Origin of the sequence: Photobacterium satsumensis (assembly GCF_050336935.1) — a bacterium.
GTDB lineage: Bacteria > Pseudomonadota > Gammaproteobacteria > Enterobacterales > Vibrionaceae > Photobacterium > Photobacterium satsumensis.
On record NZ_JAKJSK010000006.1, the window covers coordinates 2,530,794 to 2,557,572 of the forward strand.

A 26,779-nucleotide genomic window follows, 5' to 3' on the forward strand; every position below is an offset into this window, starting at 1 on the left:
ACTGTTATCTGTATTACTCCAATTAAATAGCCCCAACTAATACTCACCGTTTTCAATAAGCGGTGAGTTCATTGTTCCTTTCAGAAAGCTTAATTTAAATAGAAATGTAGGTAGAAAAAAATGCAGGCACTACCATTTCGCTTCTCTGTGTTAGCTGGGTTACTTGCAATCCAGTTAGCTCAGCCAGCACTATTACACGCCAGTGAGGCTCCATTAATTGCCGCTGGACAAGATCTCAATGCGACCCGTGACGAGCGTATGGCTTGGTTCCGTGATGCTAAGTTTGGCATGTTCATTCACTGGGGTGTTTATTCCATGTTTGAAGGTGAGTACAAAGGTGTAGATACGCCACGTTATGCCGAGTGGATATGGAATAACGCCCGTATTCCGGCGCAAGAGTATGTTGAACTGGCGAAACAGTTTAATCCTGCTGCCTATGATCCTGATGAGTGGGTGAAACTGGCGAAGGATGCCGGTATGACTTATATGGTTTTGACCGCCAAACATCATGATGGTTTTGCCATGTTTGATACCAAAACCAGTGATTGGGGGGCCAAAGATACAAAATGGGGTAAAGATACGATAACCCCTCTGAAAAAAGCCGCTGATGAGGCGGGCTTGCGCTTCGGTCTGTATTACTCCCAATCTTTAGACTGGGGAAATCATGGTGATGAAGGCGGAGCGCATTGGGATAGCTCATACTCCCCATACCCTTCTCTCGATCGTTCAAAGTGGCCCGAGCGATTCGATAGCTACATGAACAATATTGCTTTCCCGCAGCTTGAAGAGTTAACCACGAATTATGGCAAGTTGGATATGTTTTGGTGGGATATGCCAAAAAACATAACGGATGGCCAGGTTCAGACAATGGCTGACATTCTTTGGGGCAACCAACCGGATATTGTCTCTAATCGTCGACTGGCTAGCAGGAAGAACTCACTTGAGTTCGGTGATTTTGATACGCATGAGCAATCTATTCCTCCTGTGCCACAGCTTGATTCGTACTGGGAAAGCTGTATGACGATGAATAATACTTGGGGTTATCGTCGCTCAGATCAAGACTGGAAGAGTACGGCTGAATTGATCCATAACCTGACCGGTGTGGTCAGTAAAGGCGGCAACTACCTACTAAATATTGGCCCAAAATCCGATGGTAGTTTTCCACAAGCATCTATCGAACGTTTGCGGGATATTAGTGAGTGGATGAAGGTCAACGGCGAGTCGATTCATGGAACAACGGCCACCCCGTTTTTATTCCAACAAGCTTTTCGTGGGGCAACAACACAGCGTGTACATGATGATGGTGTAACGCTGTATCTGCATGTTTATGATTGGCCGAAAAATGGTGAGCTACAGGTGCTAGGTGTTGCCAATGAAAAACTGTCAGCGTACCTGTTAGCGGATAACGAAAAAACGCCGCTTAAGATCAGCCACAATGATAAAGGGGTAACCTTTGCTGTCCCTGCTCAGGCTCCAGACCAATACAGTTCGACGGTTGTTTTGGAAGTGAAGGGTGAACTGGAGATAGAAGAAGTTACGGGGGTGATGACTGCTGATGGTATGGTGCTTCGCTCATTAGACGCTGAGACGGCGGATGTTAATTATAATAGTTGGTACAACAGCTTAACAGACTGGTCAGGGGCTGAAAGTGCTGCCAGCTGGCAAGTAGACTTCGCTGAACCTGGACGTTATGCCGTGCAGATGTTCCACGGAAACTTGGATGAATCACGCATGCAGTTAACACTGGGTGACAATACTGCCAACCTGATCATTCCAGCCACGGGTGATCAGAATATGCGTCGTAAATACCCGACGCCGACCATTGTTGGGGAAATAACGGTTACGCAGGCGGGGGAGCAAACCCTGACACTGAACCCTGCTTCTGAAGGCTTTACTCGAGTCAACATGGGGGAGCTGACTATTCTTCCGTTGGGAGACGCAATACAAGGACCGGATGGCAACATTGGTTTGCATGCAATGAATGCAGATTATAGTGGTAAAGCGGTGGTTTACCGCGGAGCTCGCCAATTCTTAGATGGGCAAAAAGAAGCGCTGTTGTGGGAGGCCACTGTCACACGTCAGACCGGGGTTTTTGATGTCGTTTCTACTTATCGTAGCGAACAGGATCAGGAGATTACCCTCTATGTTGGTGATAAGGCATACCCATTTACCTTGCAAGCGACGGGTGAATTTCCTGAGCCTCTAAATTTGCACATAGGTCAAATTGATTTGACTGAATCAGGGGCAACTGAAATTCGTTTAGAAACATCAGCCAATGGCATCTTTGATTTTTATGGCATTGAGCTTTTTGAAGCGGGATTTTATACCAGCAGTGAGGAGTCTTTAGCCACGGAGTTTCCTATCGCCCGAAGCCATAATAACTATGTCGATAAAGGACAGCACCCCAAGGCACATTTTGCAAACAAAGTGTTGGATGGGAGCAGCCAGACTCGTTGGTTACCTTCACCGCGAAACCCTAATAATATGTGGTTCGAGGTTGATTATGGTAAGCCGCAATACATTAAGCACATAAAGCCAGTGATAGAGGAGCGGCTAGGGCAGACAGAGTTTTTTAACTCCCTTGAACTGATTGTGACTTATCTCGATGAAAATGGTGAGTGGCAGAAGCTGGCAGCATTACCCGCTAATAAGGCTAATCAAGGGTTTGTAGCTAATAAAACGGCAAGACAATGGCGTTTTGAATTTAGTTCAAATCGACGTGGCACATTCTCTGTGAGCCAGGTGATTATGAATTAAAAAGGGGGGTAAAAATGCGCTACTGATTTCCAGTAGCGCATTTTTTTTATTGTCTACGGTCGGGTGATCAATAAACGTAGTATGTTGCGTTCCAACCTAAGCTCTGCCCGACAGGGACATTTATCTCAATAAAGTTCTCCGGAGAGAGCGCGCGATCGTTCGCCCAAACGACCAGTTTGTTTAATGGCTGGTCTAACTGAACATCAATGCCGCGGTTTAGTCCAAGGTGATGGACACGGAACTGGTGATCATCTGGGGTATTAGCAAAGCCAGTGAGTGGAACATAAAGTCGTTTATCGTCGCGGATTGCATCAAGTATCTTGAGGCTATTGTTTTCTAGCTTTATGCGTGGCTCGTTTTTATCTTTTTGCGGAGAAAAAGGAAAAGTCACCTGATATTGCTCATCAACGTTTTGATCGCCAATAACAAAGAAGTGGTGGTTGAACACGGTAGTTTCAATCGACTTTTCGCCTGTGTTTTCCAGCAGATGTGACATGGTAAACCCCTGCTCATTGAGGCTAATGGTTTTCTGATAACGATAGCCGTAACCATTGTCTGACTGAAGTGTGTGCACGAATTCTACACTGTCGTCCAAAGCGTTAACTTGCCACTTACCATGGTCAAGGATCTGGTAGGGGTTGGTAAAGTTAAAACGTTTTTCGTCCTCTGGCTTTTTAAGAATACCGATACCGATGCGAACAAAAGTATCGGATTCGCCATAACCCAGGTTATCGAAAATCTGGGCTGGTCCATTTACGCTAAAGTGCATTTCCGGATCATGTACCGGCTCAAATCGCCAGCGACCAAAGTATTCAACACCTTCAAACTTAAACGAGTGAATCAATCCAGACCAATCAAACCGAACGGATCGATAAGAACCGTTTTCGGGATCAGGCAGGTAGATCGCCATTTCAACCGCGTCGTTTGCCAATCGGACTTCGGGAAAGCTAGCAGCAGACACTCCAATGCTAACTAAAGATAAACAGCCACATAATAAGCCGAATAATTTCATTGATTTCCTTGAAGTTATTTACTGAAAGGAGTGACGTTCCTAGCAGAGTACCGGCGAATCTCAGGTCGGCCGGAAGGCATCGGCTAGGAAGTCACCAACGTCACTAAACGTCTCTCATATCAACTGGATGAATCCCTATAAATCTTCCGTAAACTCCACGGTATATGGTGTCTGGAACAGTGCCGGGTATTCTGGCTCTGGGAACTCTTCCAGCAGATCCAGGTATTCATTGAACAGCTCTTGGAATTTCTCCGGCTCTTCATATCTTAGGTCGCGGCGCTGGGCAACATCGTCATTGAGATTAAACAGCATGGCCTTGACCTCCTCTTTGACTAATTCTCGTCTTGAGCGTTTTTCACCTGCTACTTTGTGTTGGTCGTTCCACGTCAGTACCCAATCACCTTTGCGGTAGGCAATATCATGGAAGAAACGGAAGAACATCGTTTCATGCGGTCTGCCTTCTTTCTCGCCATTTAGGTAAGGCACAAGATCCACGCCGTCCAGTTCAGGTGTGTTTTTAACCAAAGGAATATTTCGTGTCAGCGTTGGCAGAATATCCAACGAAATAACTGGCTTGGTATATTGCTTACCGGCAGGGACAACACCCGGCCAATTAATCACAAACGGCACACGAATACCGCCCTCAAAAGTATCCCCCTTGAAGCCCCTGAGATCCGCTGGGTTACCCGCAAGGTTAACCGGCTCTTTGCGGCGCACTATGGTCTGGTAACCGTTATCAGACAAGAACACTATGGCAGTGTTATCGGCGATCCCTTTTTCTTCCAGTGTTGCCATGATATCGCCTAGGCCATCATCCATTGCCAGTAACATGGCAGCGATAACGCGGCGGTGCCAAGTGGCAAACTCGCCGTCCATTAGAGCATCAACACGTTTTAGGTAGTGCTCTGGGGCTTGGTAGGGAGCGTGCACCGCGTTATAAGCAAGGTGCAGGAAGAAAGGTTTGTCATGGTTACGTTCGATAAAATCGACCGCCTCACGGCTGAACTCGTCGGTTAGGTAGGTGCCATTTTTGTAATCCACCATCTCCCCATTACGATAAATAGGAGAGCGGTTGTTCTTGCCGTTATAGTGGGTATTGGCATTGAAATAGTCATGGCCACCGCCGAGGAAGCCGTAGAAATAATCCAAGTTACGATTCCATGGTTTGTGCTCTTCTTCGAAGTGACCGTAATGCCACTTGCCGATAGCTGCTGTGGTATAGCCCGCTTCCTTGAAGTGGTCTTGCATCATCGGCTGGTTGGTCGGGAAACCAATTTTGGCATTACGCGAAAAGTTGCCCCAAATCCCGAGGCGGTCTTGATAGCGGCCTGAAATCAGCCCGGCACGAGATGGGCCACACACCGATGAGGTGACATAGCCTTGGGTAAAATGGGTGCCGCCAGCAGCAATTTTATCAAGATTGGGCGTGAACATATCATCGGCGCCCATGAAGCCTGATTCGTCATAGCCGAGGTCGTCGACTAATACCACAATGAAGTTCGTATCGGTTTGTGCTGGCTCTGCTGGTAATAGCTCAGCACTAGGCTGACCAGCCACCGACAGACCGGGCAGCAAGGCGAGGCTAAGAGCCGTTTTGGTGAATAATTTCATGGAGGGTACTCTCTAATTTATTGTTGTTGCCAGAAAATAGGGTTGGAGTAGAACCACAAATCTTGCCAAGGATCTTGATTACCTTGTTGTTTTTTCGGCTCTAAGATATCGGTGTTGGTGCCCCGTAGTCGTAGGTAACCATTCTGATGTTCCCGCGGGATATCGATAGTCAAGGCTATGGTGTTGTCTTTGACCTGCCACTGAGACTGGTCAATTTGCTGAATGACTTGAGTGGTGCTATTGGCGTTGGGTTCATTGGCGATGGCTGGATCAACGGCGCCGGTAATCACATCGATACGGTTTAATACCGTAATATCACCGTTGGCATTCTTACCCTCGCTGAGGTTTATCTCCAGCTTCAGAGACAGCTTGTCTTCGTTAGTACTTACCAACAACGTCTCACCGAGAGAAGCGCTGCTGTTTGCGTGGTTTTGTGCTTGGTTTTTTTCTTGAGCGCTTGCTTCGTTATTGGTCGAACCTGCGCTCAAGTCGGCATTAAGTCCACTGATCAGATCGCCAAAGACGATGAAGCTTCGGCCATGGCGAAGTCCATCCATGATATCTGCTGGTTCGTTACGGGCATAAACGTAGGTTTTATTGTATTCACCCGGCCAGAAGTCGCGGCCTCCTACACCCACATGTTTATGTGAATCAGCCGAAGAGGTGATCCAAAAGCGATTGCCGTTACCAAGGATATGATCCCATACCCCGCCAACAACGGCGGTCATTTGGTCAGCTCCGTTAAAGCTGCCGAATTTGTAATAGCTGCCGCGATTGCCGATAGCGGCTTGGTGTCCCGGCGTACCGACCATACCGATAAAGACATCGGGGTCGGTCTGGTGCCAGGTCATCAGTTTTTCAGGTGTCACCCTTGCCCATTCGTTGAGACCAGTCGCCTGACGGCTAGGGTGGTTCTTAATGATGATCGGCTTTTCAGCTTGGCTAGCCAGATAAGCAATCCCCTTTTGCATGTGCTCGACATTGTTACGGTTACGGGTTTCTTTACGGTATTCGCGAATAGAGTAATCCCGCTGGAATTTGACCAGTACATCACGCTCATCGCTATTGATAGGCATCATGACGGTGGCGTGCTCTCCGGCAGGCACGTCAAGTTCGATACCGAAGAACTGATGGACATCCGGCACGGACTCGCGGGCGGCCAATAATTCTGGATAGGCTTTTTTGTCGAGTAATTTTGAGTGCTCTGGGCCGCCGTGGTCAGTATTCACTAACCAGCTTAGGCCGTATTTCTTGGCAGCTTGGGCGTTATCGAGATAAGTATGTTCGCTATCACCGCCTTTTATGGGGGACCAAGGTGTGGTGGATTTATCCCATTTTACACTCCAATGTGTATGGGCATGGTGCTCACCGGCAAGCCACTGTCTCTCTGGTTCAGTTGCTTGTGAGGACATCGTACCTAGCGTAAGGAGCGTAGCTAATGTTAATAAGCGCAGTTTCACTTTAAATACCTATATTGTTTTGAATGAACGTTGTCATTTCTTGTTTTTATAACCAACCTTGAGCTCCGAGAAACGGCAGGAGATCGGCGATGATCGATTCCCTATATTGACGGCCATTAAAAAAGCCATGCCCTTTGCCTTGGAAAGGCAACACTCGGCATTCCCGTTGGAGTAAAGCCGCTTTCTGGCAGAATGCTTCCGCGGTAGAGAAGGCGACTGTTGTATCGTCAGTACCGTGGTAAATCACGGTGGGTGGTAATGACTCTGATAGGTGGTGGTATGGGGAGAGCGAACGCAGCGGGCTTCCTGCCCAATCTTCAGTCCAATGGGTTGGCTGGTACAGGTTCGGCTCTGGAGCCATGATGGTGACCGGGTTGAACAGGACTAATACCGATGGAATAAAGTCCATGTCACCGTGCTCGGGCAATAACACCGTAGCGGCAGCCAGCTGTCCACCTGCGGATGCCCCGGCTGCGCCTATTTTGTTTTTATCAATCTGATAACGTTCGGCATTTTGATATAGCCAGTTCATTGCACTTTTCGCATCAGAAACCGCATGGGCCACTTTTGTGTGATGGCGGTTACGGACACGGTAATCAACCAGCATTGAGGCAATTCCATTTGCTTGTAGTTGCTTGGCATAACGAACAAATTGAGCGGGGTTACCTCCTGCCCATCCCCCGCCAAAATAAAACACCAAGGCAGGGGAGGGTGTTTCGCCTTTTACGGTGAAAATCCAGCTGTAAAGGTCTATACCATCAACCTGCTTATAGGTAACTTGGGTTGCACCATTGATAGTTGGTGGGTATTTACTTGCATGTAGGTACGGTGAGTTCAACAGTACAGCGAGAAGTGCCGTAAAAAAGCTCAGCCGAGAAATACTCATCACTGCCTCTCGATTATTCTGCTGGTGGGATTGCTGGCAAAATGTAGTCAGGTACAAATTGCAGGGGTACGCGCCGTTGTTGACCGGTATTATTGCTAGTGACGGCAACGATAAGATCCAAGTCGGGATTCACGAAAATAAACTGGCCACGGGCACCCCTCGCTGAAATGGTATTTATCTCTTGTCCATCCAAGCGGAAGTTCTGCGTCCACCAGTAGTAGCCATAGTTGCCGTTTTGGGTCTTGGGAGTTGTCGCACTATGTAACCACTCTTTGGTAAGTAACTGCTTACCTTCAAATTGGCCTCCGCCCAGCACGAGCATGCCGAATTTGATCATATCGCGTGATGTCATATGAAGCCCCGAACTGGCTTTGGTGAGGCCGCAGGCTGAATTTTCCCAATAGGCGTTGTTGATCCCCATTGGGGTGAAAAAGTGTTCTTCAGTAAAGGTGGCGAGATCTTTTCTTGTTGCGTTGAACAGCACATGGTTGAGGATATCGGTATCTGCGCCTTGGTATTTAAACTGCGTTCCCGGTACAACATCGTCAGATAACGTGAGATATAACTCGGCATGGTTATCGACGGTGATTGGTGAATAGTCGGTGGTATGTTGGGGAACAGAAATGCCTGATTGCATACTGAGCAAGTCATGCAAAGTGATATCGGCACTTCCGCTGACTAATGACTTGGCCTCTAGGTTGGGCAAGTATTTGATAGCCGGATCATTCACACTGTTGATATAGCCAAGTTCAATCGCTTTACCGATAGCATTGGACAGCATGTTTTTGGTGATAGAAAACATAAAGTGCGGGGTATCGATATCACCATTGTGCCAGTAGTCTTCGACGATCAGCTTTCCGTTGTGATGGATAAGCATGCTATTAATTTGGCCGTATTTACCGGCGGCGATATCTTGGCGCAGTTGGTTGATTAGCTGGGTACCAAGCTTTGTACTGTGCAGATCGGCAGTCGCTATGCCGTCATTACGGGACACAGGAGTGTGATAGCTGTTGCTACTCTCCTGCGAAGAGAGGCTAGCGACCACTGGCTGTTCGGACAATGTCGTAACCTGATTCAGGGTGACCACCTCGTCACTTAGTCCGTCCTGAGCATGAGAGGGCATGGCCATGATGGATAAACCGGTAAGGGCCAATACTGGATAGGTTCGGGATAGCCTTCGGATCAGGTTTTGCTTAGGCTGCATGGGAAATATTCTCCATCGCGGTATTGTCCTGATCAATTTGTGGCTCTGCGAGTTGTGGCTTGGCGCCAAATTGAAAAAGGGCTTTTATATCCTCAAGCGCATGGTATAAGCAGGGCAGCAGTACCAGTGTGATTAGGGTGGCGAACAGGATGCCGAACCCCAGCGAAATCGCCATTGGGATCATTAGCTGTGCCTGATTGGAGGTTTCCAAGATCATCGGGGCAAGGCCGCCAAAGGTGGTTAAGGTCGTTAGTATGATGGGTCTAAAACGTCGTGCACTGCCGTTGATGATGGCTTCAACGAGCGGTTTACCAGCCTCGCGGTTACGGTTGACCTCCGTTACCAGAATCAAGCTGTCGTTGATCACCACCCCGCTGAGGGCAAGAATGCCGAGCAGGCTAACTACACTCAGTACATAGCCAAGCAGAACGTGACCAAGTACTGCACCAATCAAACCAAATGGGATAATGGTCATGATGATCAGAGGCTGGGTATAGCTCTTAAATGGAATTGCCAGTAGGCAGTAAAGTGCTAGCATCACCAGCGCCCCATTGATTGCCAGGCTTTCAAGGCTCTCTTTTTGCTCGGCCTGATCGCCCCGAAAACCGATATCCAGACCGGGGTATTTTTCTTCTAGTGTCGGTAACACCTCACGGCGTAGTGTCTGGGTTAGGTTCATGGCCTCCGATGAGGGGGTAATATCTGCACTGACGCTGATCCGCCGCTGTCCATCTCGACGGTGGATCGCCGAGGCCGAGTATTCGCGGTATACGTTTGCGATTTGTGATAATGGGATAAACTGGTCGCCAACTTTTATCGGCAGTTGTTCAAGGTGATAAACACTGGCACGTTGCCAGTCGGGTAGCTGTACCTTGACGTCGACCTCATCGCTGCCGCGTTGTTGGCGAATCGCTCTCACCCCGCTAAACGCATGGCGGATCTGACGGATCAAGCTTTGTTCTGTCAGTCCCATACTCTTTCCTTCTGGACGAAGGGCAAGGCGGATTTGCTGGCTGCCTGACATAAAGCTGTTTTCGATATCAACGATGCCCGCGTAGTTGCTGAGGAGCTCACTGAGCTCTTCACTGGCAGCACGCAGCGCAAGGTTATTTCGGTGGGTGAGCTCCAAGGTGACCCCGGCGACATCAGCGCCAGGGCCATTGCCTGTTGCCGAGAAACGTACTGCATTTGCAGCGGGAACTTCGCCTGTTAGTCCTCGCCACTGGGCCGATACCTGACGAGTGCTTAGGGCGCGATTTTCACCTGGTTGTAAGAAGATCCGCGTCATTACCACATATTCACCATCCCGACTCCAGATCCGGCTTGAGACCCCTTTTGCCAGTGCTTTGCCACCGTTATCCGCGATGACCTCTTTTGCTGCACTTTCGAGTTGTTCCCTTACCATTTCGGCTTCTTCGGCTGAGCTACCGACGGGCATAAAGGCCCGGGCAACAGAATATTCGGCTTCCACCCTTGGCATGGTAGTAAAGCCCATGTGCCCGCCTGAGATATAGGCAATAGAACTGATCAGCATCGCTAATCCCGTTGCGACAACAATATAGCGAGCTGTGAGTAAACGCTTCAGAGCCGGCTTGTAGATACACCGGATAAACCACTGTAGCCCATTGTTTACCTTGTGTTGTACTGCATTAAATGGGCGTGTCCAGCGTGGCGGCTGACGATAGTCAATATGGGCGACGTGGGCAGGGAGAATGAACAGTGCTTCTACCCATGAGATGATGAACACCGCTGCCACCACAAGGGGGACGACTTTAAAGGTCAGTCCCAGAGTGCCGGGTAAAAACCAGATGGGAATAAAGGCGACGATATTGGTCAGAATACTGAAGGTGAGGGGAGTGGCGATATCCTTAGCACCTTCAATCGCAGCGTCGGTAAAGCGCATTCCCTGGCTCATTTTTTCATGGATGTTCTCCCCGGCAATGATGGCGTCATCGACCACGATTCCAAGCGCAATAATAAAGGCGAACATCGAGATCATATTGATTGATACATCCATGCTCGGCAGGAATAACACGGCACCTAAGAAGGCGGTCGGGATCCCCACCGTAACCCAGAATGCCAGCCGTACATCGAGAAACAGAGCCAGTACCAGCAAAACTAGCAGTAAGCCGCTAAAGGCATTCTTCAACAATAGTGACATGCGTTGCTGGTAAATAATCGCATCGTCATCGACGACTTCCAAAGATATACCGGGCTGTAGGCTGGCTTCGAGTTCCGGCATCAGGGCGTATACCGATTCGGAAATAGAAACGGGTGTCTGATCCGCAATGCGGTAGATACGGATGCTGGCAGAAGGGTAGCCATTGTAGAAGTTACGGTTGTGGCGGTTGGCAAAACCATCGCGAATGGTGGCGATATCTTCTAAGTAACGTTTGCTACCCGCCGGGGTTTGCATCACGACAATATCGCTGAAATCTTCTGCCCAGCCACGGCTTTCGTCAATCTGCAATAAAATATCGCCGCCAGCGGTTTCTAATCTCCCTCCCGACTGATTAATGGCGTGCCGGCTGATACTGTTAGCAATATCATCGAGCCCTAAGCCATACTGTTGTAGGGTCAGGCTATCGACTTGGATCTGCACCTCGTATTTGGAAAAACCGCCTATCTCGACTTGGGTTAACCCAGGCGAGCTCAATAATATGTTGCGGATCTCGGTGCTGTTCTCTTTGAGGGCAATGAGGTCGACATCGCCATATAGCACCAGCTCAAAGGATTGATCACGGGTTTCATTGCGAAATATTCGCGGCTTCTCGGCCCCTGCAGGTAAGGGGGCACGGTTGACGGCGCTTTCAACCTCACGCAGTACCCGGTCGGCATCCACACCGTTCATGAGTTCTGCGGTCAGGTTGGTCCCGGCTGAGTTGGCCCAGCCGTGGATCTCTTTAATGCCCTCGATCCCATTGATGGCGTTTTCAATGGGTAGGGTCACCCCCTGTTCCATCTCTGCCGGGGTAGAACCGGGATAATGAACCCAGATCCGAATCGAGTTGTGCTGATAGTTGGGGTAGACCTCTTTTTTGATCTGCCATGCCATTAGCAGGCCGCCAATAATAAAGAACAGCATTAGCAGGTTGGGGGTCACTCCATTTTTTGCCATCCACGCGATAGCACCGCGACGATCTTTCATCAGCTAGGCTCTCCCTGCTTGCTTACCTGTGGGGTAGTCGATGTGCTATCTGCGGTTGGAAGGTCAAATTCGAGCGGGACTTGCCGAACCTCCAAATGGATCCCCTCAACAGCACCGGGGAGTGGGGTTGTGATTAGTTGATCGCCGTTATCAAGCCCGTCATCAATCAAAACATAGTCTTGGGCACGAAAGGTCACTGATACTGGTTGGGCGACAAGGGTGCCATCTTCTGCCATTAGCCAAACAAATTTTTCTTGTTGAAGATGGCGGCGGGCGATCCGCGCGACATTGTTGAACGGGTTGGTGTCGATTTCTGCTTGCAAAAAGGCATTAAGCAAAACCTTAGGCTTGCCGCTGTTTTTTGGCTGCATTGCCAGTGGATCTTGGATTTCTACCAGTAGGTGGGCCAGCTTGACCTTATTGTCGAGGGTCGGCAGCAGGCTGACCACGCAGCCTTGCCGGTTAGCTCGCGGCCCCCACTCATGAGGATTGCGGATGGTAACGGCAGAGCCGAGGCATTGTCCTTGCGGGCCAGTTGCACGGCCATTGTCGGGCACGGTGATCCATTGCAGCTGATGGGCGGGAACACTGACCCGCAGCCAAAAAGTATCGGTTGCGACAAGCTCGGCAATTGATGAGTTATCACGCAGTAAACTGCCCTTCGCGACATCTAACGAGACAATTTGCGCATCAAACGGTACGGTGATGCGGGTACGTTCATAATTCAATTCTGCACGCTGTAAGGCGGCTTGACTTCGGGCTATATCAGCTTCGATTTGTGCCAACTGTGGGCCGCGTAACACCAAATCAAGGTCGTCCGCTGCCAATGATTGTCCTGAAAGTTCATATTCCAGCACGGCAGCACGACGGCGGCCATATTCGGCCTGATACAGTGCCTGATGACGTGCTAATGTTGCCTGCGCTTCTTTTACTGCAAGCGCATGGTCACGAAGGTCAATGCTAAGGAGGGTTTCTCCTGCTTTTACAAAGCCGCCAGGTACGAGATCTTCTGCCATGTTGGTGACTAAGCCGCGCAGCTGCGAGCGGAGGCTGATTGTTCGCTTAGGCTCGACTGCGCCTTGTACCACTATTTGCGGGATGTCACGGCTAAGCATGATAGGTTCAACATCAACCGTTCGGCTTGGTGGCTGGCCGGGGCGCGCTGGGCGGTGGGGTTTACCCTGCATAAACTGGTGACTGGCGTAGATTCCGCCAGCCAAGATCAGACAGGGAAGTAACAGTTTGAGCGCTGTTGCCAGATGTTTTCGGTGAGTAGGCTTTTGGGTTTGGCTGGTCATGCTCAGGATTCCATTCTAGGTTGCAGCTCAACTGCACCGTCTGCTGATAGAGATATAAGTTGTCCGCCCAGTGATTGGTAAGTGGCAATGCGACGTAGGAATAGCTGCCGCTGGGCATTAAGCGATTGTTTTTGTAATGTAAAAAGTTTTTCCTGGGCATTGAGAACATCAAGGTAGCCTTGCATGCCACGGCTGTAGCGAATAGATTCGACTTCGAGGATTTTCTCGGCTTGCCGGGTTTGGCGGCGCAGCGAGTCGAGCTGTTCTTGCTGGCTTAGTTCAGAGAGAACATTGGTTTCAACTTCCTCTATGGCACTGAGTACACCTTGGGTGTAGTTAAAGAAGGCCAGATCAGATGTTGCTTCGGCCACTTTTTGTTCCGCTTCGAGCTTTCCGGCATTAAATATCGGAACGTTTAGCTGGGCACCAAGATCTAGTCGCCAGATATCAAAGGCATTTGACCAGTCACTGCTCGCTGCCGAGCTGCTGATAGAGATGTTTGGCAGTCGGGCCGCAGCCGCTGCAGACACATCTTGCTGACTGGACTCATATTGATACCAGAGCGCCCGTACATCGGGTCTTCTATCCAACAGTGCGGCAGGTAAACCGGTTTCCGGTAATGTTGGTAGGACAGGAAAAGCGGAGTAGGCCCAATCAACGACTGTGGTAGGGGAGCGTCCGAGCAGGACATTCATTTGCCTTTCAAGGATCAGCAAGCTTTTGCGGGCCTGCCTCTCCTGTGCTTCCAAGCTCTCCAATAGCTGTTCTTGTCGCCATAAGGCACTGATACTGCCCTGTCCGGTTCGATAACGGTGGCCTGTGATTTCGGCGATTATTTTGGTATTGCTAATCTGCTTTTCGAGTATGGCCAAAGACTGATGCTGCTCAATCAATTGATACCAGCGTCTAGCTATATCACCAGCAAGGGTTTGGGCGGCTGCCTGCATTTGCTCTTCGCTGGCTAGGTAGCTGAAATAAGCTGCAGAGGCCCTAGCCTTGTTTTTGCCCCATAAATCAAGCTCCCAGCTTGCGTTGAGCCTGAGGTTATCTGTTGATTCCTGAGTAATTTCGCCGCCGATTGAGTCGCGTTCGCGGCGGACATTGCTGCCAACCACACCAGTGACGGTTGGGTACTTACTTGCGTCTCGCACATCAGCTGTTGCTGCTGCACGCTGCACACGGGCGATACTCGATTGCAGGCTGAAATTTGACTTCAGGGCAGTGCTGACTAGTTGATTGAGTTGCGGGTCGTTAAACTCCCGCCACCAGAATTCATCAGCTTGCGTATCTCCGGAAATGCTAAATGATGGTGAAACAACGGGCGCAATATCAGTGTGCTCCTGCGGCGTTTGGACACAGCCGTTGAGGAACAACGTAATTACAGAAGCGCGGAGAAATAGAGTCGCGCGCGAACTTGAAGGCATGAGCAGGCTCCCACAAACCTTATCGGGTGGCTAAGAAATATAAATATATGGATGCCGCTTCATTTGCATAAAGCGGCAGGAGGTTTTTTAGTTATTTAATTGTTGATTAAACTCTTTGACGTTTATTCGGACACCTTGGTTAAAATCAATATTCCGGTTTGTTGGCTTATTACTGAGCTTATTCACGGGCAGTGTCGCTTCCCAGGCATCGAACTTATCTTTTAGCGCTTGGGCAATGTCGGGCTTAGCGGTTGCAAGGTCATGCCATTCACCCGGGTCGTTTTCCATATCAAACAGGCGGATGGTGCGCGGTCCATTGTCATCATTGACTGCAAGCTTCCAGTGACCGTCCCGGATGGCATAGTCATTATCCCTACGCCAATAAAGGGTTTGATGAGGCTCACCGCCTTTTTCTCCCAATAAATAAGGGAAAAGATCAACGCCATCAAAGGGGATTGCTTCAGTGTGGGTAGTTGCTTCTATTTCATTTATGCCAAAACGGGCTGCAATGGTCGGGAATATATCTAGCGAACTAACCATAGGGTCATATTTCATTCCCGGTTTTATTTGAGCGGGGTAATGAATAATAAATGGAACCCTAATTCCACCTTCATAAGTGTCCCCTTTAAAACCATTAAATGGTCCAGGGCTAGACATGGTTGTTTCCCCCCGCTTTTTCTTTCTCGGTTCTTCAAAACCTTGTCCAGAAGGCGTGCCGTTATCACTCATGAAAAAGACCAGCGTGTCTTTATCAAGCTGGTGGGATTTCAGTGTATCCATAATGGCGCCAATGCCATCATCCAATACTAATGTTTGCGCGGCAAAGAAGCGTCGCTCTTCATGATGGACATCGAGGTGGTCTAATCGCTCGATATATCCGTCAGGAACTTGCCATGGGTGGTGAACAGCAAAATGGGCAACATGAAGGAAGAAAGGCTTGTCAGCGTTGTTTTCAATGAAGCTAACCGCTTCGTCGGTAAATAGCTCGGTCAGATAGCCATTACTTTCTTGGATGGGCGGCTCTGTTTCCGTGTTGCGGTAAAGAGGGGACAGCCACGGCTTGCCCCCTTCTTCGGTATCAGACAACATGTAGTTGTGCGAACCGCCATGGAAACCATAAAAGAAGTCAGCCCCGCGCTCATTAGGTCTGCCGGTGGGTTCACCCATATGCCACTTGCCGATGACACCGGTGGTGTAACCCAGATCTTGCATCATCTCCATCATTAAAGGCTGGCTTCTAGGAACATGGTTTTGGGCAAAGTTGCCATAAACCCCGAAACGCTGTTGGTAGACGCCAGTTAACAACCCTGCGCGCGATGGGCCACACACTGAAGCGCTAACATAAGCTTGGGGAAAATGGACGCCTCCGGCTGCTAGCGCATCAATATTGGGGGTGTGGATGTCATTGAAGCCGTGATAACCGACATCACCCCAACCCTGATCATCGGTGTAAATCACAATGACGTTTGGCTGGCTGCTAAGGTTATCGCGAGGCGGCTCGATTTGTTGGGCTGCCAGGCTATTGCCCGAGTAAATCAAGCCTGCAATCGCAAAAGCTAATGAGGTCCTTTTCTTGTTTCCATACATGTTTAACTTCATTGAATACAGGCTCGTTAATTACTGAGTGATAATCGACTTAAACAATCTGGCAGCAGCGCTTAACTTTCTTGCCGCTACCACAAGGACAAGGTGAATTACGGCCACCAGTAAATTGGTTTGCCACCATTTTCTGCTGTAAGTCGAGGTAAATAATGTCTGATGCTGGGCGGCCGCGCATTAGCAGATCGCGCATCTGTTTCATTTTCGCCTCGGTATGGGAGAAGAATGCTTCATAGCCAGCACAAAAGTAACTGTGGCCTTCTTGTCCAGCTTTAGAACGGGCGAATCTATGTTTAGGGCAACCACCATGACATTGCATGCGGTAAGGACAACGGCGGCATTGCAGCGTGAGTTTATCCTTTTTGTCCAAACCAAATTGAACGGCCTTGTCAGTTTGGTTCAAGTCTTGGATTGGATCGCTGTGAATATTGCCCAGCTTGTGCTCTGGGTAAACAAAGTGGTCACAGTTATACATGTCGCCGTTAGATTCTAGGATAAAGGCATGGCCACAGGTTTCTGACTGGACACAAATGCCCGACGGCTCGTTACACCACGTTGCGAGCGTTGAATCAAAGGTGTTGACGAAAATACGGCCAACGTCTTTTTTGACCCAGCGGTCGAAGACTCGGTTAAGGAATTGGCCATAGGCCAGTGATGGTACCGACCACTCGGTTACATCGGCTTCTGCCTGGTATTCAGGGCTAACGAGGAACAGCCCTTCTTCTGTCTCTTGTTTCGCTTCGCGCTCAACGATTGGGATAAACTGCAAGAAGGTTGAGCCAATACCCACCAAGAAGTCGTAAACCTCTTCAGGATATTTCACGTTTTCACTGTTTAACACGGTCAAGGTATTGAAATCGACACCGTGCTTTTTCATCTTGGTGATTGCCGCCATGACTTTTTCATGGCTTGCTTTACCGGCGCGGGTAACACGGAAGTGATCGTGAAGGTGGGCTGGGCCGTCGATAGAAACGCCAATCAGGAAATTATTTTGTTTGAAAAACTGACACCACTCGTCATCAATCAGTAAGCCGTTGGTTTGGAAGGCATTGGTAATGCGGTGGTTCATTTTGTATTTCTGCTGGAGTTCGACCGCTTTGCGGAAGAAGTCCAACCCCATCATGGTTGGCTCGCCGCCTTGCCAAGAAAATTCAATGCTTTCGCTACTGCTGTTGGCATCAATATATTGCTTTACGTAAGCCTCTAGCGTTTCTTCTGACATCTGCCAGCGGCTTTTTCGTTCAGGGTAAAGGTTTTCTTTCTCAAGGTAAAAACAGTACGTGCAGTCAAGGTTGCATACTGAGCTGCTTGGTTTTGCCATGACATGGCATTGCTTAAACGTCGACATTGCTTACCTTTATATCGTTATGAGCATAGGCTGAGAGTTAATCTCGTTACTTGCCGTCGCACCTTAACAGGAAGCTCATACGACACATCAACCTATGAATGACTATCAGTTGAAACCGTTTATGTTTAATCTGTATAAACGTTTCGAATTGATCTGAGGTTACCGCAAAGCCCGTCATGCCACAATTTTTGCGTGGTTTGTTTGTGTGGGAATGTGAGCTGAATCTAGAATGTAGTCGAAATGATAAAGTCAGGTGAAAAAAGACAGCGCCGAGGCGCTGTCTGGTTAGTTCCTAGTATTAGATTTATAGGCTGTTTAGGTTACGCCAGTTGGTTTCAACTGGGAACATGTTACGGTTCCAGCCCCACATAGCATCTTCGTTTTGGGCATCCCATGCATTCCATGCCTCTTGTAGGCGCTTCACTTGCTCTGGGTGCTCTTTGGCCAGATCTTTGGACTCAGAGATATCATTGCTGATATTGAATAGCTGTACACGTGGGCGCTTATTACGGATATTTGGCATCACGAGTTTCCAGTCTTGATCGCGAATTGCGCCTGCCATGCTGGTGTTCCAGTATAGGAATCGGTTTTCTAAAGACTTCTCTTCACCGGTAAGCAACGGCAGTAAATTAACGCCGTCTAGGTTCCAATCTGCTTGGACATCAACGTTAGCAGCTGCAGCCATTGTCGGTAGGATATCCAGTGAAATGATTGGATCATCAATCGTTTGTCCAGCAGGGATTGTACCCGGCCAAGAGACTGCAAACGGTATACGGATCCCGCCATCCCAAAGAGTACCCTTTTGAGCTCGTAGTGGCAGGTTGTAAGACGCATTCCCCTTAGGCTTACCGCCGTTGTCTGACAGGAAGAAGACAATGGTGTTTTCGGTTAGCTCGTTCTCGTCCAGAGCGTCTAGAATACGGCCGATGTTCTGGTCAACGTTATAGTTCATTGCCAACAACTTGCGGCGTTTTTCGTCCTCTATATGCGCGTAGCGCTTGAGGTCTTCTTCGGTCGCTTGCAGCGGTCCGTGTACGCCATTGAACGGGACATACAGGAAGAATGGTGAGTCTTTATGGCGCTCGATGAAACTGATGGCTTCAGAGCCGAAACGGTCGGTTAGATATTCATCGAAGTTGTCGTCGACTTTGTCATTACGGTACATGACCGAGAATGGCTTGCGGGCAGCCGTTTCTTGGTTTTGCGGGCCAACAAAGTAGTTAGCGGCACCATTGTTAAAACCGTAGAACTCATCAAAACCGCGGTGGTGAGGCCAGAACTTGCGCTGCTTACCGTCATGGTGTTTACCAACCATGCCTGTGACATAGCCTGCTTGCTGGAAGTAGTAACCGAAGTTGTTGTTCAGCATCTCATCCGGCGTACCCTGGACAATACCTTCTTCACGGACAAACGGACCGGTATTGTTGTGGAAACCAAAGCGCTGCTGGTAACGTCCTGATGTTAAACCTGCACGAGAGGGGCCACAAACTGGTGCCGTAACATAGCCCGCTGTTAGCGCAGCGCCACTGGCAGCAAGACGATCCATATTCGGTGTTTCGACATCTTGGCTTGAGTTGTGATAGCCAACATCGGCATAACCCAAATCATCAGCAAAAAGGATCACCACATTGGGTTGGGAAGGCGTTTCAGCATGGACAACCGCACTGCTACCAAGCGCAGCAAGCACAGTCATGCTAACGGCTGTTTTTTTCATTATGTGTTTCATAGTGAATATCCACGTTATTTAATTTGTTATTCAGGTTTAAAAGTTAGTTGCGACCACGCCAGCCGTTGGCGTGTGGAAACAGGTTGCGGTTCCAACCCCACTTGGCTTCCTGGTTATCGGCATCCCAACGTTCGAAGGCAGCAAGCAGGCGCTTAACTTGCTCAGGGTGTTGGGCTGCAAGGTCGTTTGTTTCACTGATGTCTTCAGAAATCTTGTAAAGCTCAGGCTTAGGGTGTTTAACAAGGCTGTTATGGATCACAAGCTTCCAGTCGTTATCGCGAATGGCACTCTTGTTGATGGTCTTCCAGTACAGGAAGCGCTCATCGATGTCTGCGATTTCCCCTTTAAGTAGCGGCAGTAAGTTTTCGCCCTCTAGTTGCCACTCCTCTTTTTGTTCAACACCGGCCATTGCGAGAGTGGTTGGAAGGATATCCAAAGAGATCATTGGCGTATCAATTACCTGTTTCGCTGGGATAGTGCCTCGCCAAGTGATGGTCGTCGGTACCCGGATGCCACCCTCCCAGTAGGTGTTCTTTGCGCCATTTAGCGGGGTATTGAAAGAACCGTTACCGTTAGGCTTGCCGCCGTTGTCAGACATGAAGATGATCATGGTATTGTCCATCAGGTCATGCTCTTCGAGTTTTTCCACCATCTTGCCGATATTGAGGTCCATGTTATATGTCATGGCAACCATCTTGCGGCGAAGCTCGTCCTCGATATACGAAAACTTCTCCAGATCTTCATCTTTGGCTTGCATCGGCCCATGGGAGGCATTGAAAGGAACATAAAGGAAGAACGGTTTGTCATGGTGACGGTCGATAAATTCAACCGCTTCGTTGCCAAAGATATCAGTGAGGTAGCCGTCAAAATCTTCGACCAGCTCATCATTTCGATGGATTGACGAATAGGCTTTCTCTTCGGCATTCATGGTATTAAAGCCACTGACAAAATAATCGGCAGCACCATTGTTGAAACCGTAGAATTCATCCCAGCCACGGTTGTGCGGCCAGTATTCCTTGGCGTCACCGTCGTGAGACTTACCGATAAAGCCGGTGACATAGCCCGCATCTTGGAAATAGTTACCAATGGTCTTGGCATTGAGGTCAAGGCCCTGAACGATGCCGGGTTCTTTAATGAAAGGTGCCGTGTTGTCGTGGTAGCCGTAGCGCTGCTGGTAACGGCCAGTCATCAGACCGGCGCGGGAAGGGCCACAAACCGATGCCGTTACATAGCCTGCGGAAAAAATCGCACCTTCTGCGGCGATTTTATCCATGTGCGGTGTAACGATATCCTGGCTTTGGTTTTGAAAGCCCATATCGGCATAGCCGATATCATCGACAAAGATAAAGAGTACGTTAGGTTGTTGCGGGGTAGTGGGTGCTTCTTGTGCTAAAGCCGGACCACTGAGTGCAGTTGCCACTGCGAGTGTGATCCCATGCTTTTTCAGAGCTGAGTTCATGTTATTGTTTTCCAAGGTGAAATGAGAAAAACGGCCACGAATATGGCCGTTATTGATAGTTATTTGTTTTTATTGCGCGGTTGGTGCTGGCTCTTCATCCGTTGGATTCATGACCAGTTTGATGTCGGCCAGGGCGTACTTGAAGCCAGCCAACTGCGAGAAGTCAGCAGTTCCGTCGCTATCCCTTTGCTCAATATGGGTGGTTAACTTTTCGGCGTATTGCAGGGTGTTTAAGCTAATTGAGCCGTTAGTTTTAGTAAAGAAGTCTCTCAGCGGGATACTGACATGGTGTACTTCACCTTCAACCACTTTATCGTTCAGCTTATAAGAAACTGTTTCTGAGCTAGGGTAGCCACCGTCAGGGATACCTTCCGTGTTATTGGCCGGTGGATCCATCGTCATGACCAGGTAGGTGTCGTCACCTGTCGGGAGAGCACTTTCATGGAGTAAGAAAGCCATTTGCAGCTCGCCGTTGGCCATGTAATGGCTCATATCAAGGCGAGGTATCGCCATGTCTTTCAGCTCCGAACCTGCCTCAATGGCAAAAGCCAGGATACTTCTCTGGTCTGGATTGAATTTGCTATCGTAGTCGATGCCGCGGAATCGAATCGCACCCTCACCAGCTCCGCCCCAGTCGCTAGGTTTATGTTGGATTAAAGTACCTCGGGTAATACGAATATTATCCGTTTCCCCCTGGACCTCCCAAATTAGTTTATCGTCTTCATCCAATACTCGAGTATCGCGATTAAGTATTACTTCTTCATCTGCCAGCACCTTGCTGTTATTGTTATTATAACAACCTTGGATGTTGGCGCCTGCAGGGGTTAAGGATACAGAGTTATTTGCAAGGCGTGCCTGGCTAAATTCGTATTGAATGGCCCCTTCAGTCTCAATTGCCATTGCAATGTCAACTTTTGATAGGTCTAAGCCATCATCGATAAAGCAGTTTAGAGGGACGCGGATAAATTGGGCTTTACCTGTAGCCGAAGCAATAACTGAACTGGTAATGTCCGTTGAAACAGTTTTGTCACCATTAAACATTGTTAGTAGAACTGGGTTCGGATTCTCAGGGTCATCCCCCAGATCATAGCTTAACGTATTGACATAAAACTGAATTGAACCACCAAGGTTTTTTCCTTCCGCGAATAAGTTGGCTTTTGTAATGTCGTAGGCTTTATCTGCGGAAAAGATCAGTGAGGCTTTGTCGTCACTAACTGTAACAGTGAGTGGTTCAGCCGAAGCAAATTCGCCTTCAACGTTAATATTACTTGATGAGGGTAGTGCATTGCCGTCTACTGCTGTTTCTGTACCATCAGAGTCGACAGCATACATCACATATGGAGCATCCCAGTCAGAGTTCTGATCGTCACGATATTTGTAATATAGAGGTACTTGAGTGCCAAGCTCGGTTGAAGCCCCGCCACCGCCACCACCACCGGTGTTACCGTCACCATCGCCGCTGTAATCATAGTTATCACTCAAGCAGCCAGTGAGAGCAACAGATGCAGTGATTAATAAAGCTAAAGAGGATTTTTTAAAAGTCATTGTAGGGAGCCTTTATCATTAATTTGTTGGAATACTTCTATCAGCTTTTTTTAGAGGCATTAAAGCGACGCAGCTCTTCACGGCTAACTACACTGTGTAAGCCTGACTGGTAAGTTCTCCAATATGGCTTTCGAGCTTCTCGGAAACCATCAGTACCACGACCATGTTCTTGAATTAACTTGGCATTTGCCTTCGCCATGTCAGCTTTTAGCTGTTTGATTTTGTCAGCATCATCTTGACTCAGCTCCAAGAATACTTGCATTTCATGTACTTCAGTTGAGATACGTTTTTGATCTCTTGGAGATAGTTCATTGTAAGCAAGAGCCTGACTAGATATAAGCATTAGTAGTGCAGTAGAACAGGTAGCAATCATTTTTTTCATGGCTGAATCTCCAAGAAGCCCTATGTCATATAAACGTTTCAATAAGATGTTGGGTGAAACATACAGAAGTTATTTAAACGGTTCAATCACTGGCTCCTCAACAAGAAAATTTTTTAATGGTTTTTAATTAATTTTGTGATGTAACTCTTGTTAAAGCCTTATTTTTGCCAGTTAAAGAGGTGACTATTACTCATTGTGAATTAGTTTTCTTTTTTGGCTCTCAGAATATAAGAATATGTTTGCGTACAATTTGACCCAAAATTGCAGACATGTAAGCCATTGATTTTATGGTGTTATTATGGTGGTGGTAAATTTGTGCATGTGATTTGGTTCATATTGTGTAAATTTAGATTCGTTATCAAAATTAATGAATTTGATGAATATTACAATCAAACCAAGGGTTTAGATATATTTTTAGCAATTTTTTGCTTCGTTTGACATCTCAGTCGAAACGTTTATCTTTGTGCCTATCAAATCGATGGCTGCATGAATACGATATTTTTTGTTACTCATTTCCAATCCTCAGTCATCAATTAAAAATCAAAGCGAGTTATAATTTATCCGATACGTGAGAGCAGGGTTAAAATGAATAAGAAATTGATGTTAAGCATTGGAACATTATTGCTATCTGGTGGAGCGTTAGCCTCTCAAGTTGATACCAGTTCTTTTCAGATTGATATGGATGGTGATATCGACACAATTCAAGTTCGTTCTGATTCAAGTCCAAATCAGCGAAGAACAAACTTTTTTACCGGTTTAGTTTACAATGAAACAGTATTTGATAATGCACCTAAGCGTTCCTCGTATCGATTGGTTTATTTAGATGGATCTACTCGAATTAATGAGAATTTTAGGTTCCGCCACGTATTATCTGAATCTTGGGTAGACGTTAAGGGTGATAAAGGGTACAGCAATGATGGGCGTGTTAGCTTTACACTGGCACCACGTTACGAGCAATGGGTAAGCCCTAGCCTAAGTTGGTTTGCCGAGCCTGTTTATATTCGCCAAGTCGAAGCTCAGGGTACTGCAACTCAAGAGTTAAAGCTTAAACCTGGTGTGCAGTTGACGTACGGCCAACACTTCATTTCTACAACGGCTGATTACCAGTTCAAGTGGCGTGAGCGCTATGACAGAACCGAAAGTCGAGACAATGATAACTGGCAGGGATATTCGGCCGATGTGAACTATGTATTCCGTCATAGCCGTCAAATCAACTATGGTGCGAGCGTTTCTTACAATGGTACCGTAGACAACTCAGACTATGAATTCCGTCGTAAAAACTACAATGTGAAGCCGTTTGTACGCTTCAACCATCTCTATGGTATTACAACTGAACTTAACACCGTCGTTGGCCGTGAAGAAAGCGGTAAATATTGGAATGGATACGATTATGTTAGATTCAATTTCAATAATAACAAGCGTATAAATAATAACTTACGTGTAGTGGCAAACTTCCAGTATGGTGATAATAAGCGCCAATCACCATCTTATGCCCCAGACTACAGTGGTGGTGATAAGCAAGAAATGCAGGTTCGTGTTGGACTTAACGTTACCATTTAATAGTTAACAAATAAAAAGGAGGGTGACCTCCTTTTTATTTATAATTTATGAGTGAAGCTAACTCACTTATAAATAAAACTATTGTATTAATTACAGCCTCATCTCCAATATTGATCAACTTACAATAAAACTTTACAGTTTTGTTGCAAGTTGATCTCTGCTCGTAAAATACATTTCTAATTGTTTCAGGCCGCTGGTGCTTATTATCTCCTACCTTACTTTTTTAGTATTTCTCTCTTTATAACTGCTTGTTTCCTTTTTTGTTTTGATTACATAGTTTTACGTGCTTCACAAAAATGAAATCATGGTTTGAATGAAGTTGTTGAAACGTTTATATTGGGTTTGTTCACTCATCACGCATAAATTGCTTGTAGTCCTCAGCTAATGTTTGACCGGGAAATCTTTGCTGGACGTTCAATGTTTTATGCTAGTTTATGATAAATATAAGGTTTTTGCATTTAGCTATGGATTTTAAATACTCTAAATTAGTCAAGGGGATGGCTGTGCTGATGGCTGCTAATGTTGCCATGCCTGAAGCTGTCGAAGCTGCTCCTGTTTCGACAGAGCAACCTAACATTGTTTTCATTTTTTCAGACGATCATGCCAACCGGGCAATCAGTGCCTATGGCTCTGATCTGGTTAAAACGCCGAATATTGATCGCATCGCTAACGAAGGCGCTATCTTCGAAAATACCTTCGTAGGCAACTCTATTTGCCAACCTAGTCGCGCATCGGTGATGACAGGTACGCATTCACATATAAATGGCGTAACGGATAACACGGCCCGTTGGAATCCCAATCAAATTGCGTTTCCCAAGCTGTTAGAACACGCGGGTTACGAGACTGCGCTGATCGGGAAATGGCACATGAGGCCAACACCTGTAAATGAGTTCGGCTATTCCACGGTACTTAGCGGAGCTGGTCGACAAGGGACTTACTATCAACCAGAGTTTGTTGATCAGAAAGGCAAAAAAACAGTGGTTGAAGGCTATTCGGCAGATGTTATCACTGACATGTCCCTTGATTGGATGAAGCAACATGCTGATTCTGAAAAACCATTTCTATTGAAGATCCAGTATAAGGCTCCACATACACCCCGCCGTCCAGCGTTGAGACACCTAACAACGTTTAAAGATCATGTTTTCCCTGAGCCGGCAACCTTGCATGACGACTATAGTACCCGAGGCGATCATGCCCAGCGTGCTTGGATGCAATTATATGGCATGGGACCTGTTGGCATAAATGCTTTCCCACCGGCTGCGACAACGCCTGAGCGGACGAAAGTACGTGAAGAGTGGTTGGCTAGCATGAATCCTCGTGAGCGTGAAAAGCATGAAGAGTGGATGAACCGGATGAATCAGGAACAGCGTGATACATGGCATGCTGCTTACGATGACATCAATGTCGAATACTGGGAGATGCAAAAGGATCCTAAGTACGCAAGACAGAGAGGGAGCCTTACTACTGAGCAAAAAGCGGATCGCCTAAGTTACATGTACCAGCGCTTCATGCGTGATTACGCAGCGACAGTGTTGGGCATTGATGAAAACGTTGGCCGCGTACTGGATTACATAGATGAAGCAGGCATTGCCGATAACACTATTGTGGTTTACAGCTCGGATCAAAGTTTCTTCATCGGTGAGCACGGTTGGGCCGAGAAACGCTACATGTATGAAGAAGGGATGAAAATGCCGTTCTTGATCCGTTGGCCTGGTCATATTGAAGCAGGGCTAAGACCGGATGCGATGATTCAAAACATCGACTTTGCACCTACATTCCTTGACTCTGCGGGTGTTGAAATTCCAAAAGAGATGCAAGGGAAGTCATTCAAAGCCTTGCTTGAGGGGAATGTGTCTGATGATCAGTGGCAGGAAGCACGTCCCGCCGTGTATTACCATTACTACATGCACGGTGCCCATAACGTCCCAAGACATGATGGAGTAAGAACCGAGCGTTATAAGCTAATTGACTTCTATTCGCAAAATCGTGGTAAAGGGGAGTTCGAGCTATACGATTTGGAGGTCGACCCGTATGAAGTCAATAATGTATACGCTGATCCTAAGTATGCAGACGTTCGCGAAATGATGCATAGTCAGTTGAAAGAAGCTCGAAATAAATATGAGGTTCCTGACGATGTGTTTGAAGTTCCATATGTCTATATGAACCGTAAAGAGCGTCGAGAGTTGGGTTTGATTAATAACTAATGCTATGTTTTAACTAGTTTTATTTGAGGCTTGCCAGATGCATCGTGGCAAGCCTTTTTCATTTACAAACGGCAACAATTAATTCGCGTGACCGATCGCACACTATGCCTTGGATCGAATTGAATACTTAGTCGAAACGTTTATATTTGAACTCAG

At 47.6% G+C, this 26,779-nt stretch carries 17 protein-coding genes; 3 read left to right on the top strand and 14 right to left on the bottom strand.

All coding sequences use genetic code 11. The annotated features are described in order from the left end of the window. Positions 1-120: 120 nt before the first annotated feature. Positions 121-2,757, top strand: a complete 2,637-nt coding sequence (locus L4D79_RS11325) for an alpha-L-fucosidase (RefSeq protein WP_428651445.1) — start codon at positions 121-123, stop codon at positions 2,755-2,757. Between the two features lie 67 nt (positions 2,758-2,824). Here L4D79_RS11325 and L4D79_RS11330 read toward each other — a convergent pair whose 3' ends face one another. From L4D79_RS11330 to L4D79_RS11395, 14 genes are all read right to left on the bottom strand, one after another. Continuing rightward, positions 2,825-3,769, bottom strand: a complete 945-nt coding sequence (locus L4D79_RS11330) for an aldose epimerase family protein (RefSeq protein ID WP_428651447.1) — start codon at positions 3,767-3,769, stop codon at positions 2,825-2,827. A gap of 135 nt (positions 3,770-3,904) precedes the next feature. Beyond that, the gene (locus L4D79_RS11335) at positions 3,905-5,380 is read right to left on the bottom strand and encodes a sulfatase-like hydrolase/transferase (RefSeq protein WP_428651450.1); all 1,476 of its coding nucleotides are present in this window, start codon (positions 5,378-5,380) and stop codon (positions 3,905-3,907) included. A gap of 17 nt (positions 5,381-5,397) precedes the next feature. After that, on the bottom strand, positions 5,398-6,792 hold the full coding sequence (locus L4D79_RS11340; protein ID WP_428651453.1) for a CehA/McbA family metallohydrolase domain-containing protein: 1,395 nt from the start codon (positions 6,790-6,792) through the stop codon (positions 5,398-5,400). A gap of 94 nt (positions 6,793-6,886) precedes the next feature. After that, positions 6,887-7,726, bottom strand: a complete 840-nt coding sequence (locus L4D79_RS11345) for an alpha/beta hydrolase (RefSeq protein ID WP_428651455.1) — start codon at positions 7,724-7,726, stop codon at positions 6,887-6,889. Positions 7,727-7,739: 13 nt separating this feature from the next. Beyond that, a complete protein-coding gene (locus tag L4D79_RS11350; protein WP_428651458.1) occupies positions 7,740-8,930 on the bottom strand; it encodes a serine hydrolase domain-containing protein in 1,191 nt (396 codons plus the stop codon). Further along, positions 8,920-12,078, bottom strand: coding sequence for an efflux RND transporter permease subunit (locus tag L4D79_RS11355; protein ID WP_428651461.1), 3,159 nt, complete (start codon positions 12,076-12,078; stop codon positions 8,920-8,922). The genes L4D79_RS11350 and L4D79_RS11355 overlap by 11 nt, the downstream gene beginning before the upstream one ends. After that, complete coding sequence (locus tag L4D79_RS11360) at positions 12,078-13,376, bottom strand: efflux RND transporter periplasmic adaptor subunit (RefSeq protein WP_428651463.1); 1,299 nt, start codon at positions 13,374-13,376, stop codon at positions 12,078-12,080. Before L4D79_RS11360 ends, L4D79_RS11355 begins: the two co-directional genes overlap by 1 nt. 2 nt (positions 13,377-13,378) lie before the next feature. Beyond that, entirely contained in the window at positions 13,379-14,800 is a 1,422-nt protein-coding gene (locus tag L4D79_RS11365) for an efflux transporter outer membrane subunit (RefSeq protein ID WP_428651466.1), read from the bottom strand. Positions 14,801-14,887: 87 nt separating this feature from the next. After that, positions 14,888-16,399, bottom strand: coding sequence for a sulfatase family protein (locus L4D79_RS11370; RefSeq protein WP_428651469.1), 1,512 nt, complete (start codon positions 16,397-16,399; stop codon positions 14,888-14,890). Between the two features lie 37 nt (positions 16,400-16,436). Next, on the bottom strand, positions 16,437-17,747 hold the full coding sequence (locus tag L4D79_RS11375; protein WP_428651471.1) for an anaerobic sulfatase maturase: 1,311 nt from the start codon (positions 17,745-17,747) through the stop codon (positions 16,437-16,439). A 304-nt stretch (positions 17,748-18,051) separates the two neighbouring features. Further along, a complete protein-coding gene (locus L4D79_RS11380) occupies positions 18,052-19,461 on the bottom strand; it encodes a sulfatase (RefSeq protein WP_428651474.1) in 1,410 nt (469 codons plus the stop codon). Between the two features lie 55 nt (positions 19,462-19,516). Continuing rightward, positions 19,517-20,932, bottom strand: coding sequence for a sulfatase-like hydrolase/transferase (locus L4D79_RS11385; protein ID WP_428651477.1), 1,416 nt, complete (start codon positions 20,930-20,932; stop codon positions 19,517-19,519). 69 nt (positions 20,933-21,001) lie between these two features. Beyond that, the gene (locus tag L4D79_RS11390; protein WP_428651480.1) at positions 21,002-22,477 is read right to left on the bottom strand and encodes a putative glycoside hydrolase; all 1,476 of its coding nucleotides are present in this window, start codon (positions 22,475-22,477) and stop codon (positions 21,002-21,004) included. Positions 22,478-22,517: 40 nt separating this feature from the next. Further along, entirely contained in the window at positions 22,518-22,859 is a 342-nt protein-coding gene (locus L4D79_RS11395; protein ID WP_428651483.1) for a hypothetical protein, read from the bottom strand. Between the two features lie 585 nt (positions 22,860-23,444). Here L4D79_RS11395 and L4D79_RS11400 point away from each other — a divergent pair. Then, positions 23,445-24,419 carry a hypothetical protein gene (locus tag L4D79_RS11400; protein WP_428651485.1) on the top strand — a complete coding sequence of 325 codons (975 nt, stop codon included), beginning with the start codon at positions 23,445-23,447 and terminating at the stop codon, positions 24,417-24,419. A 464-nt stretch (positions 24,420-24,883) separates the two neighbouring features. Continuing rightward, complete coding sequence (locus tag L4D79_RS11405; protein WP_428651488.1) at positions 24,884-26,623, top strand: sulfatase family protein; 1,740 nt, start codon at positions 24,884-24,886, stop codon at positions 26,621-26,623. The last annotated feature ends 156 nt before the right edge of the window (positions 26,624-26,779 follow it).

Coding starts and splice junctions, on each gene's coding strand:
- L4D79_RS11325 (WP_428651445.1), top strand. CDS start 121: ATGCAGGCACTACCATTTCGCTTCTCTGTGTTAGCTGGGTTACTTGCA.
- L4D79_RS11330 (WP_428651447.1), bottom strand. CDS start 3,769: ATGAAATTATTCGGCTTATTATGTGGCTGTTTATCTTTAGTTAGCATT.
- L4D79_RS11335 (WP_428651450.1), bottom strand. CDS start 5,380: ATGAAATTATTCACCAAAACGGCTCTTAGCCTCGCCTTGCTGCCCGGT.
- L4D79_RS11340 (WP_428651453.1), bottom strand. CDS start 6,792: ATGTCCTCACAAGCAACTGAACCAGAGAGACAGTGGCTTGCCGGTGAG.
- L4D79_RS11345 (WP_428651455.1), bottom strand. CDS start 7,726: ATGAGTATTTCTCGGCTGAGCTTTTTTACGGCACTTCTCGCTGTACTG.
- L4D79_RS11350 (WP_428651458.1), bottom strand. CDS start 8,930: ATGCAGCCTAAGCAAAACCTGATCCGAAGGCTATCCCGAACCTATCCA.
- L4D79_RS11355 (WP_428651461.1), bottom strand. CDS start 12,078: ATGAAAGATCGTCGCGGTGCTATCGCGTGGATGGCAAAAAATGGAGTG.
- L4D79_RS11360 (WP_428651463.1), bottom strand. CDS start 13,376: ATGACCAGCCAAACCCAAAAGCCTACTCACCGAAAACATCTGGCAACA.
- L4D79_RS11365 (WP_428651466.1), bottom strand. CDS start 14,800: ATGCCTTCAAGTTCGCGCGCGACTCTATTTCTCCGCGCTTCTGTAATT.
- L4D79_RS11370 (WP_428651469.1), bottom strand. CDS start 16,399: ATGAAGTTAAACATGTATGGAAACAAGAAAAGGACCTCATTAGCTTTT.
- L4D79_RS11375 (WP_428651471.1), bottom strand. CDS start 17,747: ATGTCGACGTTTAAGCAATGCCATGTCATGGCAAAACCAAGCAGCTCA.
- L4D79_RS11380 (WP_428651474.1), bottom strand. CDS start 19,461: ATGAAAAAAACAGCCGTTAGCATGACTGTGCTTGCTGCGCTTGGTAGC.
- L4D79_RS11385 (WP_428651477.1), bottom strand. CDS start 20,932: ATGAACTCAGCTCTGAAAAAGCATGGGATCACACTCGCAGTGGCAACT.
- L4D79_RS11390 (WP_428651480.1), bottom strand. CDS start 22,477: ATGACTTTTAAAAAATCCTCTTTAGCTTTATTAATCACTGCATCTGTT.
- L4D79_RS11395 (WP_428651483.1), bottom strand. CDS start 22,859: ATGAAAAAAATGATTGCTACCTGTTCTACTGCACTACTAATGCTTATA.
- L4D79_RS11400 (WP_428651485.1), top strand. CDS start 23,445: ATGAATAAGAAATTGATGTTAAGCATTGGAACATTATTGCTATCTGGT.
- L4D79_RS11405 (WP_428651488.1), top strand. CDS start 24,884: ATGGATTTTAAATACTCTAAATTAGTCAAGGGGATGGCTGTGCTGATG.